This is a genomic window from Bacteroidota bacterium (genome assembly GCA_037133915.1).
Taxonomy (GTDB): domain Bacteria; phylum Bacteroidota; class Bacteroidia; order Bacteroidales; family CAIWKO01; genus JBAXND01.
The window spans coordinates 1-13096 of record JBAXND010000009.1 but is presented as its reverse complement, the minus strand read 5'-3'; the positions used below and the strand labels follow the sequence as shown (position 1 = coordinate 13096).

General features: G+C 38.6%; 11 protein-coding genes. 6 read left to right on the top strand and 5 right to left on the bottom strand.

Annotated elements, in window-relative coordinates; all coding sequences use genetic code 11:
- Positions 1–269: 269 nt before the first annotated feature.
- Together WCM76_04575 and WCM76_04570 are read left to right on the top strand one after the other, a co-directional pair.
- On the top strand, positions 270–2111 hold the full coding sequence (locus tag WCM76_04575; GenBank protein MEI6764893.1) for an aldehyde ferredoxin oxidoreductase family protein: 1842 nt from the start codon (positions 270–272) through the stop codon (positions 2109–2111).
- A 196-nt stretch (positions 2112–2307) separates the two neighbouring features.
- Positions 2308–2499, top strand: coding sequence for a cold shock domain-containing protein (locus tag WCM76_04570; GenBank protein ID MEI6764892.1), 192 nt, complete (start codon positions 2308–2310; stop codon positions 2497–2499).
- A gap of 78 nt (positions 2500–2577) precedes the next feature.
- Here the strand turns inward: WCM76_04570 and WCM76_04565 are convergent, their stop codons facing one another.
- Together WCM76_04565 and WCM76_04560 are read right to left on the bottom strand one after the other, a co-directional pair.
- A complete protein-coding gene (locus WCM76_04565) occupies positions 2578–3162 on the bottom strand; it encodes a WG repeat-containing protein (GenBank protein ID MEI6764891.1) in 585 nt (194 codons plus the stop codon).
- A gap of 67 nt (positions 3163–3229) precedes the next feature.
- Positions 3230–4393: a T9SS type A sorting domain-containing protein gene (locus tag WCM76_04560; GenBank protein MEI6764890.1), complete on the bottom strand. Its 1164-nt coding sequence runs from the start codon at positions 4391–4393 to the stop codon at positions 3230–3232.
- A 198-nt stretch (positions 4394–4591) separates the two neighbouring features.
- On the opposite strand from WCM76_04560, the gene WCM76_04555 reads away from it, so the two are divergent.
- Complete coding sequence (locus tag WCM76_04555) at positions 4592–5476, top strand: ABC transporter six-transmembrane domain-containing protein (GenBank protein ID MEI6764889.1); 885 nt, start codon at positions 4592–4594, stop codon at positions 5474–5476.
- On the opposite strand, the gene WCM76_04550 is transcribed toward WCM76_04555, so the two are convergent.
- On the bottom strand, positions 5473–6843 hold the full coding sequence (locus tag WCM76_04550; protein ID MEI6764888.1) for an SBBP repeat-containing protein: 1371 nt from the start codon (positions 6841–6843) through the stop codon (positions 5473–5475). The genes WCM76_04555 and WCM76_04550 overlap by 4 nt on opposite strands.
- A 145-nt stretch (positions 6844–6988) precedes the next feature.
- On the opposite strand from WCM76_04550, the gene WCM76_04545 reads away from it, so the two are divergent.
- Positions 6989–7456 (top strand): hypothetical protein, encoded by a 468-nt coding sequence (locus WCM76_04545; protein ID MEI6764887.1) that lies wholly within the window; start codon positions 6989–6991, stop codon positions 7454–7456.
- A gap of 9 nt (positions 7457–7465) precedes the next feature.
- On the opposite strand, the gene WCM76_04540 is transcribed toward WCM76_04545, so the two are convergent.
- Positions 7466–8038 carry a hypothetical protein gene (locus WCM76_04540; protein ID MEI6764886.1) on the bottom strand — a complete coding sequence of 191 codons (573 nt, stop codon included), beginning with the start codon at positions 8036–8038 and terminating at the stop codon, positions 7466–7468.
- Between the two features lie 427 nt (positions 8039–8465).
- Between WCM76_04540 and WCM76_04535 the strand changes: the two genes are divergently transcribed.
- Entirely contained in the window at positions 8466–9599 is a 1134-nt protein-coding gene (locus WCM76_04535; GenBank protein MEI6764885.1) for an AAA family ATPase, read from the top strand.
- Between the two features lie 156 nt (positions 9600–9755).
- On the opposite strand, the gene WCM76_04530 is transcribed toward WCM76_04535, so the two are convergent.
- Positions 9756–11060: an FISUMP domain-containing protein gene (locus WCM76_04530; protein MEI6764884.1), complete on the bottom strand. Its 1305-nt coding sequence runs from the start codon at positions 11058–11060 to the stop codon at positions 9756–9758.
- A 615-nt stretch (positions 11061–11675) separates the two neighbouring features.
- Here WCM76_04530 and WCM76_04525 point away from each other — a divergent pair.
- On the top strand, positions 11676–12977 hold the full coding sequence (locus WCM76_04525) for a site-specific integrase (GenBank protein MEI6764883.1): 1302 nt from the start codon (positions 11676–11678) through the stop codon (positions 12975–12977).
- Positions 12978–13096 lie beyond the last annotated feature (119 nt).

Genomic DNA, 13096 nt, shown 5'->3' with positions numbered 1-13096 from the left:
GCCGGTTTAATGAAGTTCATGTAAGCAAACAACAACTTCTCATTAACAGCGTGATTTTTTTCTATGGTTAACGATTCTTTTTGGATTTTTATCGGCCATAACTCTAAAGAAAAAATGCCTTGCCTTTCGCCCTAAAAAACATTAATTTTGTTATCAGAAATTCAATATTGCTTTTGCAGGAGTGCTCTTACACGCCATCGATCTGAGCTGCAAAGCTTCTTCAATCCTTCAATAATTATCTTTATTCACTAAAAAAGGAGATTATTATCATGGGTTATGGTTTTCACGGTAAGGTTATAAAGATAAATTTGACTGAGAAAAAAACAGAAGTAATAAGCATCGCGGAAGATGATATTAAAAAATTCTTTTTGGGTTCGGGGCTTGCGGCTAAATTTCTGTATTATGATTACGACAATACGGTCAGCCCTCTGGATCCGGAAAATCCGCTATTATTTTTCTCAGGTCTGTTTACGGGTGGCATACTGCCCGGTACATCCAAGCTATCGGTTTGCTCTAAGTCGCCGCTCACAGGCATCTGGAATGAAGCAACAGTAGGCGGTCACTGGCCTGCAGAGTTCCGAAAGACGGGTTACGACGGTATCATTATCACCGGGAAATCGAAGGATAAAACCTACCTGAATATCACCCGTGACAAGGTAGAGTTTCGCTCAGCCGAACACTTGTGGGGCACGCTGACTTATGATATCGATACTCTATTACGTCCTGAAATCGAGAAAAACGCTAAAATAGCTGTAATTGGACCGGCCGGTGAGAATTTGCTCGGTATCTCCATCATCGTTTTTGATCCTCCGATAACCCGGGTTGCAGCCCGTTCGGGAATTGGTGCCGTTATGGGCTCCAAAAATCTGAAAGCCATTGTTGTTTGCGGTGAGGTGGATTCAAAAGTAAAAATTGCGCATCCCGAAGAATTGAAACAGCAGCTGAAACTTGATATTCCTGAAATCAATAATTTCACTCAGGGCTTGAAGAATTTTGGTACATCTGGAGGCGTTGAAGCAGTAGAATTATATGGCGACCTCCCGATAAAAAACTGGCAGCTCGGCGCCTGGAAAGAAGGTGCTGAAAAAGTGTGCGGTCAAGCAATGCAACCCGAAATGCTTGATAAACATTACTCATGCCACGCCTGCCCTATCCGCTGTGGCAAAATCTACAAAAATGAGAAGTTGAAAACCTACGGGCACGGACCGGAATATGAAACCATAGGAACCCTTGGCTCACTCTGCCTGAACGATGATCCTGAATATATTGTGCTTGGGAATGAATGGTGTAACAAATATGGCATGGACACTATTTCGGCAGGCAATTGCGCCGGTTTTGCTATTGAAGCCTATGAAAAAGGAATCATCGGTAAAAAAGATACGGGTGGCATAGAACTGAAATGGGACGGAAAAAGCATGCTCGCGATGATTCATAAAATGGGCAAAAATGAAGATATCGGACGCATTATTGGCATGGGTATAAAACGTGCGGCTGAAGTGCTGGGCCATAATTCTGAAGAATTTGCGGTTCATACCAAAGGACTGGAATATCCGGCGCACGATCCGCGTGGACATGTGAGTATGGCGCTGAATTATGCAACAGCCGTGCGCGGTGCCTGCCATCTTGAAGGACTTACGTATTTTCTTGACCGTGGCATACCCGCCGCAGATCTTGGATATATTACGCCTGAAAATCCTCATATTTCAGAAGGCAAACCACCCATTGTTGTCGATATGCAGAATTATATGAGCGTGTTCAATCCGCTGGGCATGTGCAAGTTTTTATTCATAGGGCGCGTTGGTCCGAAAAAGGTGAGCGAATGGCTGCACCTTGTCTGCGACTGGAATTTGAGTCAGGAGGATGTAATGATTACGGGTGAGCGGTTATTCAACCTTAAACGGCTTTATAATGCCAAACTCGGCATCAGCCGTAAAGATGATAATCTCCCACCCCGATTGTTTGCCGAAGCAAAACCCGATGGCTCTGCAAAAGGCGTGTTACCCAATCTCGGCACCATGCTCTATGAATACTATAATCTGAGAGGATGGTCACAGGAAGGAATTCCGGGGAAAGAAAAAACGGCTCAACTGGGATTGTTGGCGACAAAATAGTATCAAAAGATGTTGTTCCGCTAAAAAATGATTGTATTGAACTCTTTCCAATTTTAGCAGGCGGCTGACCGCCTTATAATACTGATTAAATGATTATTACAAATTAATTAACAAATAATTTCCATAATATTGAAATTAAATAACTCATTGTTGCTCAAAGGTGACTATCTTTGCCACAACAATTTAAAATTATATCATGTACAAAGGAACCGTAAAATTTTTTAATGATTCGAAAGGATTCGGATTTATTAAAGACGAAAATTCAGCAAAAGAGTATTTTGTCCATTCAAACGGATTAAAAGAACCCATCAAAGAAAATGATGAAGTAACTTTTGACCTCGAAGAAGGTAAAAAAGGATTAAATGCTGTAAATGTTAAACTGGCATAGTCAGATATAAAAACATTTATAAAAAAAAAGCCCCGGGAAACCGAGGCTTTTTTTTATGTTATAATGACGAAAATAACATCAATGCTTTATCTCAACCCATTTACCATTACTAAGGCCCTGTAAAACGGCGCCTCCGGTAATTTTCTCATATTGAGGTTTCACAACTTCAGCGCCTTCAGTATTAATAAAACCGAACAGACCGTCAACTTCAACAAGTGCCCAGTCGGCATGCAGTGCGCCAAATGAAAAAATTCTGTCAAATTGTGGTTTTACAATCTCAACGCCTTCGCTTGTGATAAACCCCGAGAGTCCGTCTTTTTTAACCATGGCCCAACCGTTACGCGCTTCGCTGAACTTGGAAATTTTATCGTATTGAGGCTTCACTATTTCAATTCCTTCGCTATTGATAAAACCAAAGAATCCGTCTTTTTTCACCATAGCCCAACCGTTGCGATTCTGGCCAAACATTGAAATTGCATCGTACTGCGGTTTTACAACCTCGGCGCCTTCACTATTAATAAAGCCCAGTAATCCGTCGAGCTTCACCAACGCCCATCCGTTGCGCAACGCGCTCAATGGACCGGTATTGTCATATTTTTGTTGTCCGAAGGCAGCACAAAGAGTAACCGCCATGATTGCAATAACCAATGCTGTTTTACGCATAAGATAATAATTTGATGAGATTAATATATTCGGCTCACTCGTTATGAAAGACAACGATAAAGACCGTTTATCTTGAAATCATGAGTTTGCAAACCTTGCGCTCACCATTACTTCCGCTGGCGGAAATAATGTACATACCGTCAGCAAAATTATCGGCAGAGAAGACAAATTTATTGCTTTCAATATTGTTATAATTGCCCACCACTTTTCCGCTATAATCCATAATCATTACTTGCTCTAAGGGGAAAGAAGATGCAATGGTAGTGCTTGATCCTGTTGGATTGGGATAAACGGAAATTGTATTGCCAGCCGTAAGTTCATTTTCTTCAACATCAACCAGTGTACCGCTGCTCAAAATAAATTTATTGGCGTTGGACGAGAAATCGGTGATTGAAGTTTGCTGACGCCAGTCGGTAGTCGGCGAATTTGAAACTGCACCGGGATTTCCGGGAGCAGTTAACCAAACACCGCCTACATTATGCCAGAATAATCCCTGAGCACGGATATACGAAATGCCTTCGTCTACCGTGTTCCAACCCACTTTTAGTGTGGCGTTGCTTCCGCCGGGATTGGTCTCGGTAATCACCCAGGTGTACTGAACGCAACTGTTATCAGCACTTGTAGGAGGAACCAGGCCGGGTGTAACTCTTACCGAAAAGGTATCAACTACCCCACTATTATTTAACTGCACCGGTTTATAACTGTTAACCGCGCTGCCAATGGGAAAAAAGAAGTTGGTTGACGCAGGCATGCTGTTTTTTATGAGAGCGCCGGTTCCGTTCGTTACAACGAATTTGGCATTGCTGGCATTGGTAATAGTCGCAGCAGGCATTAACACAACATTATTGTTTCCTGCAATGATTTTATTATTTGCAAAATCGAGTGTGCCTTTAATTCGGGCATCAACAAACAGGCTCTTGTCGCCCGAACCGTCAACAACCAGATTATTGTACGTTGTGGCATTTGAACCGCTGATATTTTGCGCAGCACCTTCCATTTTAACAAAACTGCTGTTACCTGAAGTAAAGCTGCCGTTGTTAATATAATTGCCGGTAAGAATAATAGTTCCGGAATTGTTGATATCACCGGATGCATTGTTGAGGGCACCGTCGATATGCAGGAAGCATCCATTCTCAATAGTCAGGTTTACCGAATTATAGACCTGTGCCATGATAATATTGGCCGAAAACATGAACAGCGCGGTGAATAATGTAAATTTTACTATTTTCATGATGTTTGTTTTTTTTACAATTCAACATCAAAAATACAAATTATTGTAAGAATAAACAAAAACTTCTGACATGACAGTAAGCAGTAATATATTTATTTCTCATCGTTATAATCGTGAGCAACCTTCATACGGTTATATCTTTCTTTTTTCGCACCCCGATAGTATATTTGCACCCTCAAAATTGTATCCCGAAACACTATGCTGCTAGGACTCATAAGAAAAAACAAAGGCTCCGTTTCACTTGTACTCTTTTTTGTACTTGTTGAAAACATATCCTGGATTATAGAACCGACCTTCTTCGGCAAACTGCTCGATGCGCTTATTGATAAATTCTATCTGCATGAATTGGCCGATTATATGTGGCCGCTGATACTGTGGATTGCTGTTTTTATTATTAATATAATGGGCGGAACACTGAGCCGGTTGTTCAACGGGCGCATTTTCCCACGGATATATGCAGAGCTTGCAACACAACTTATTTATGTTTCAAAGAAAAAGAAACATTCTGCAGCCCGCATGGTAAGCCGGGCAGAACTTGCCAAAGAATATGTTGATTTTCTGGAAGTGCGTTTACCTGATATATCATGGCAGTTAACGGCCACCGTTGGGGCAATCTGCGCCCTTTTCATCTACGACTACCGTATAGGTCTTGTGTGCCTTTTCGTTCTGTTGCCGATGTTTATAATTAATGCAATCTACCGTAAGCATGTTACGCGCCTGCAAAAAGATGTGCATGATAATCGTGAAGAAATCTACAAAGCGCTTGAGCGCCGCGATATTTCACAGATAGACCAGTATTACAGGAATATGGTGCGACCTCAGCGCGATATTGCTAAGTGGGGTTCTTTTGATTATGGCATGATCAAACTTTTGCTGATGGTGGTCTTTATTGTAGTACTGTTTATTTGTGTTGACGTTGACAAGTTCTCTACCGGCAAAATCTATTCTATAGTATCCTACCTTTGGACTTTCATCACATCAACTGATTACCTGCCCGGGTTGATGGAGAGCATGACCTCTGTGCGTGACCTGAATGAAAGGATGAAGGAAGAAGATGAGCCCACAAAATCAGAGGCTGTTTAAAAGTTTTTAAGCTTGGCAATGAAGCCATCGTCGGCATCGATTGACTTTAGACTGGTAGAGCCAATAGAAATAGCTTTACTAAAATAACCTGAAATATAAATATCAGATAAAGCATCAAGTCCAATACCAAAGTTACGGTCATAACCGCTTCCGCCGATTTGAGTTCCCCCTGATATTTCGCCCGAATTATTATACTTTATAATAAGGATATCCCAATCGCCTATGCTTTTGATTTTATTTTCACCAAGCATAAAATCCACATTGAACTCTCCGGAAACATAGATATTACCCAGTTTATCCAGTTTCATTGCTCTGGCTTGTTCACCACCTTTTCCGCCGGTTTGCTTTGCCCAGATTTCCTCTCCGTTCCGGTCATACTTAACAAGAAAAATGTCGTCAGCGCCCATATTTTTCAAAGTTGTTTTTCCGAAATCAGCGAGCCCCGAAAAATATCCTGTAACGTAAACATTGTCTGAAGTATCCACCGCAATTGCAGCAGCGTGATCATCACCTGTTGCACTTCCACCTCGTTTCAACCATTCAATACGTCCGTCAGCACTGAATTTCGCAACGAAGATATCTTTCCCGCCCAGGCCGGCTATTGTTTTTTTTCCGAATTCGGCTGTTCCTTCAAAATCTCCGGTGATGTAGCAATTGCCTTTGGTATCGGTAGCTATTGCATTTGCCTCATCAGCCATGGTTCCGCCTCCTGTGGCCGACCAAAGAATGTCTCCGTTGCTATTATATTTAATCAAGAATATGTCTCGGTCTCCTTTTGAAATATAGTGGGAATTTCCAAGTGTCATACTTCCCTTAAAGATACCGGTAATAAAAACATTTCCTCCATTATCAACGGCAACAGAAGTGGCAAAATCTTCCAAAGTTCCTCCACCTTGTTTTACCCATACAGGAATTCCATTTTTATCAAACTTCGCGACAAAGAAATCTCTGTCTCCACTGCTTGTTAGCACGACACCGGAAAAATTTGTAGTCCCTGAAAAATAACCCGCCATATAAATATTTCCTGCCTTATCCAGTGCAATCCCATAAGGCTCTTCAGAGTCTTTACCTCCGAACTGTTTTGCCCAAACAATGTGTCCAAGGGTGTTGTATTTAATTAGATAGATATCGTAAGGTCCGTGACTAATCATGACTTTATTTTCCACCTTCAGGGTATCATTAAAGCCGCCTGCAATGTAGCTGTTGCCATCCTTATCAGTTTCCATCGCGTAAGGAAAATTTTTATTTGTACCCACAATACTATTTGCCCATTCCCATGTTTTTGGGCTTTGACCGAACGAAAAAGTGGAAATTATTGAAAAAATTATCATCAGTGCGGAACTGAGAATTGAATTTACCCTTTTCATAATTGTTTTTTTTAGACAGTACAAAATTGGTTCAAGATTCTGAATAGATTCTGTAGATAAATTAACTGACAAAATTCCTTGCTTCTCCTTTTTACGTTTACAATAATTATAAATTTGTGCGTTTTTTAGTTTAAAACAATGTTGTATGAAAAAAGTGCATAGAGGGTTTATTAAATTTTACTTCATCTGGGGCATTTTGAATGTTCTTTTAATGATTATGGCATCTTCCGGTGTTTTCGGAGCATCTGACCGGACATTGACTGAATTCTGGCCATTTACTGTTGGTTCTCCACGTTATTATGACCTTTATGAATTAATCGTTTATTTGGGAATGCCGCTACTAATATATATTGTATACCGCGCAGGGCAGTCAAGAAAATTCTGGATTCCTTATATTATCTGGAGTATCCTGAATATCGCTATAATGATTATGGCTGTTTTGGATGTTTTTGGCACATCTAACAGAACAGTAAAGAAATTCTGGCCATTCTCTGTTGGAGAACTGCTGTATTACGACCTTCTGGAACTTGTAGTATATTTAACTATTCCGCTCATCGTATACTATGTATACCTGCAGGTACAGCACCATCAGAAATACAGTATTGACGAATAGAAGACCGCTTTACAGAGCTTTCAGTATCTCGGACTTTATAGCCTCTTTTTCCTTATTATTCTGATCAATTGATGTGTAACTTATTTCAATAAATAATTCATCGTTGATACTGTATAGTGTGAGTACAATATCTGTATTGTTACTTTTCCATTTTGTTTCAAGACTCAGGTTGTCGGAAATCAGGTTAAATGCCCATTCATCCTGTTTCAATGTCTTTCCATTAATGGAAGTGGAGATGCTGCTGTATGGTTCTTTATATTTCCGGGTCAGTAATTCCTGCAACATCAAATAGGTATCAACATAAGCAGAAGGTATTTTACTGTCGAGTGTAAGATCGTAGGATGCGTGGTAAAGGAGTCCCGCAGAATTAAAATCATAAATAATTTTCGCATCCCAATCGTTCAGTTTCCCCTTATAAACAAAGTGGTTCTTTTTGACAATCACTAGTTTTGACGCTTCCGCTTTTTTAACCATTGTAGTATCCATACCCCATTTGGTATTACGGAAATCGAAGGTTTGTGACATTAAGCTATTGCTTATAACGAACAATAGCAGCGCAAAATAAACAGACTTGCTTTTCATTTTTTTAGGTTTTTACGAATCGTTATTTTTATTAATCAGTAACAAGGTTCATTTTGTGTCATCGACTATTGTTTCGTTTATTAATATAAATGACAAATTAACAGCCGGATTCTGTATAAATTTTGTGTTTGAACAATATGCTTTAATATTTTTTTATCAGAAAAAATGTTTTTCTCAGAAGAAATAAGCCATCGCAAATATTCCGTATTACAACGCTTCAGTGCTTTCTCGCGTATGAGTGCTGTCCGTTTATCAATAATTTCTTCTACATAAACCAGCTTCCACGGTCGTTTCATCGATGTATTCGGTATGGGGGCATTATCGGGAAAGGCTGTTTTTAAAATTTGAGTTTCATAAATAACAATAATGTAACTTACAAGTTTGTAAGTTACATTATTGTTTACTATTTTTGTATAAAATTTATCCAATGGAAACACCTTTTGTTTTTGGCAAAATCGCTTCAGAGAAGAACTTCACTGACAGGAAAGATGAAACAGGGAGATTGATTTCAAACTTCACATCTCAAATTAACACAATACTTATTTCACCTCGGCGCTGGGGAAAATCTTCGCTGGTCAGCAAAGCGGCACAACTGGCAGCAAAAAAAGACAAAACATTACGATTTTGTTTTATCGATCTGTATAATGTTCGCACAGAGGAGCAATTTTATCAGTTGCTGGCTTATGAAGTCTTGCGCGCTTCATCTTCAAAATGGGAAGAGCTGATGGGAACAGCGAAAAAATTTATGGGAAGACTTGTGCCTAAAATTACATTTAACCCCGACCCTAACAATGAATTTTCTCTAGGCTTTGATTGGGCTGAAGTAAAAAAACAACCTGACGAAATCCTTAATTTGGCGGAAAACATTTCAAAAGCCAAAAAGTTAAAATTTATTATCTGCATTGATGAGTTTCAAAACATTTCGGGATTAGGCGATTCATTGATTATTCAGAAGAAACTTCGTGCAAACTGGCAGAAACATAAACGTACGACTTATTGCTTGTATGGAAGTAAAAGGCACATGCTAATGGAAGTATTTACATCTTCCGAAATGCCATTTTACAAGTTTGGAGATATTATATTTCTTCAAAAAATTGCTGAGGAGGAACTTGTAAGTTTTATTATCTCTCGCTTTACAAGTACCGGAAAAAAAATAAGTGCAGAAAATGCCGGATTTATTACAAAAATGACCGAATGTCATCCATATTACGTTCAGCAATTAGCGCAACAGGCGTGGCTAAGAAGCGAAAAAATATGCACAACCAATACAGTAAATGAAGCTCATGAAAATCTGGTACAACAACTTGATTTCTTATTTCAAACTATTACCGACGAACTCAGTAATACCCAAGTTAACTTTTTAAAAGCGTTGCTGTTGGAGACTATTCAATTTAGCTCCCAAAAAAGCCTGCATGAATTTCAGTTAGGGACCTCTGCTAACGTATTAAGAATCAAGCAAGCACTTGCGAACAAAGAAATTATTGACATTTCCGGAAGTTCTATAACTTTCCTCGATCCGATGTATAAATATTGGCTTAAAAAGATCTATTTTAAGTTCTGAGCAACTTTTAGCCTACAATTATACGAATAAGGTAATCAGTAGTATAACCTTTGTATAATGTGCCGTCTTTCAAGCCTCGTATTATTTAAACATAAAAGGTCAAGGAAAAAGTCTGAAAAGAAACTTCGAGACTTCCATTAAATTACTTGGTACTCGCTAATCCTTCACACAACGGACAGAAAAACCATAATGTTGAGGAAAGGCACCTCTGGCAATAACGGAGTCCCCATAATACATGAAGCGGACAAACGCAGTGGTATTATTGCAGTAGTTTGTAGAGCTCCACCAGAATCCCTCGCCTCCATATTCGAACAAAATTGGACCTTGAATGCTGCGGCAACCTGCCGGAATAGCAGAAAATCCGCTTTCGTTAGTTGTCGAGTCCGGGACAGACCAATGTGTCAAACAGTGCTCTTTCATTTTGCCACCTGCAATACTGTCGCCGCCCAAAAAGGTAGAAAGTGTTGTCCATTCGGCATCAGTGGGCACATGCCAGCCAGCAGGGGCAATAGTGTATGCACCTATAAGTGCAAAATAATTATAATAGCATCCATACATATTAATGGTATCAGCATTATTAGTATTATTGTATGTACAATAAAAACCTTCGCTTAAATTGAGCCATGTTTGATCATCCGGTACAAAAGGTATGGTTGTTCCATCACGGAATTTGGTAGTTTTCATGTTTTCAGCCATCCAAATCTGCCCGCCAATTTGTACTACAGGATAGTGATTATCATCACCATCTGTACAGTCAATGAAATTGAAAGTTACTGTTTGATCTTGTGTAGGAACAAGCATAAAAACAGTTCGGTATATACCAGATTTCCCTGTTATTTTTAGCCTGTCCCCATCATTATACTGCATTTGAACGAAATCCTCCACATCTTTACCATTATTGATGGTCTCCAATTTTTTATGTTCGGGAGCCAAAAATGGTGATATTAAATTTTGGCAGACAATATTTGGCATAATCGTTCCCGTGCAATTACTCAGTATTTTCCCGAAATAAGACCACGATTCTCCTCTCACTTGAATAAAATAAACCCCACTTCCAATTCCGGAAACTTGAAACCTGTGTAATCCTTGTTTCAATATCTTTTGAATTCCGATTATTCTCATGCCTTCAACGCTATATATCTCAATTGAAGTATTTCCTGAGAGAGGGGCTTCAAATTCAATATTGCATAATTCTATAAACGGGTTAGGATACAGTGAAAATAATTTTTTGTTATTTGTCTCCGCATCTGCCATTCCAGCAGTTGCAGAAAGGTGCAAAATACTGCCACCTGATAGTACTAAATTTGTACATTGTGTAAGATTTTCCACCTTAACACTATCAACAATGCTGCTTGCGCCAATGCCGACAAAACTAATATGATAGTTTTGAGAGTGCACAAATGCTGAAGTTAATACGAGACCAACAGTCAGACAGATAATTTTCATTCTATTAGGAATCAAAGCAATTCATTTTAATAATGGAAGTGCATCACTTTTTAAAATATGCATTAATTTCAGGTCGTCTTTAAAACCCTGTCTTATGTATCACTTTGCCAAAGATAAGATAATAATAGAAGCATTCAAAATATATCAGGTTGAAAATCATAAATCTATTCGTTTCCACTTCGTAAACTTATCGCTAGTAGGAAGGAAAGAAGCGTGACTTCATTTTTATTTTCAAGGCAACAAACAACGGTTGCTCGACTTCGTGTTATCAATAAGGCGGACATATCTCAGGATTACGCTGAGCTCACTAAGGCATCTTCACATAATGCGTCACAGCGATAGTGTTGTACCTCTGTTGCACCTAAAAACAAAAAACCCCTTAAAATGCTTGTTTTAAGAGGTTTTATGATGTTTTGTTCTTTAAAGAGCGGTCCGGACGGGACAAGAACCTTTCATTTTGCAATTATCTATTTCTTATTCCTTTTCTTACTGTATATAAGGTTTTAGTGTTGATTAGTAAATAAGACAAGTAAGGAGAAGTAAAGACTAATTAAAAAATAGCGACAACCAAACCGACAACCAAACACTTTTTTACTATATTTGCTATGTTCAATTTTCAAACATACAAGGATGGCAAAATACAATTTCAATCTGAGGGATTGGTCCAGTACCAAAGAAACACCTATTAATCTTGTTATACGGTGGAATAATAAAAGATTGGTTTTCCCAACCAATGAGCGCATTAACCCCAAATTTTGGAACCTTAAAACTCAATCGGTAAAAGAAAAGGCACAAATCCCTGAATTCCCAGAGTTTAATACAAGACTGGATAGAATTAAGTCAAGAGCGAAAGACCTTTTCCGTCGATTTCAGAATGACAATGATCAACGACAACCATCATTTGATGAACTCAGGGAAATACTTTATACTGGTTTTAGCGACAAGAACACGCCTCAAAAAATAAACCTATTCCAATTCTTTGACCAGTTTATTAACGAGTCAAAGAATAAAGTAAATGAAAAGACCGGGAAAATGTTTTCGAGTGCGACTATACAAACATACCAGAACGCAAAAACTGTATTACAGGCATACCAAACGGCAAAAAGAATAAAGATCAATTTTAACTCAATAGATTTAGATTTTTACATTGATTTCACAGAATATCTTACTAAAGAAAAAAGGTACTCAACCAACACTATCGGCAAACATATAAAAATTCTAAAAACCGTATTAAATGAGGCAACTGAAAGAGGAATTAATGAATCAATTGCATTTAAAAGTAAACGGTTCAGAGTTATTACGGAAAAAACAGAAAGTGTCTATTTATCTGAAAGGGAATTGCAGGAGCTGTATAACCTCGACTTATCAGATGATACGAAGTTAGAACGTGTCCGAGACTTGTTTATTGTTGGTTGTTGGACTGGATTGCGGTTTTCTGACTTTTCAAAGATTCAACCTGAGAATATTATTAAAAATAAAGATGGGGAATTTCTTGAAATTGAAACGCAGAAAACAAGGGAACCAGTTGTGATACCTATACACTGGACGGTTAAAGAAATATTGAATAAATACAATGGTACCACACAAAATTCACTTCCTCGTGCATTATCGAACCAAAAAATGAATGCCTACCTTAAAAAGATTGGTGAAACAAAAGAAATAATGCAGGAGCTGACCACACACACCAAAACAAAGGGCGGAATGAACGTTTCAAAGATGGTGAAGAAATACGAGTTAATTACTACCCATACTGCCAGAAGGTCATTCTCAACTAACGCATATTTGGACGGAGTGCCAATAATTACTATTATGAAAATAACAGGTCATAAAACTGAAAAGGCATTTATGAGGTATATAAAAATCACTCCGAATGAACACGCCAAAATATTACAACTTCATTGGCAGAGAAAACAAGGTTTAAAAGTAGTATAGTTTCAAAATTCAATACACATATCCAATGAAAAAACTCGTTATTCTATTTTGTATGTTCTCAGGCTGGAAAAAACGCTCTAAATATCCAGTGTGCGCCGGTTCAAATTGACCACCTCGCG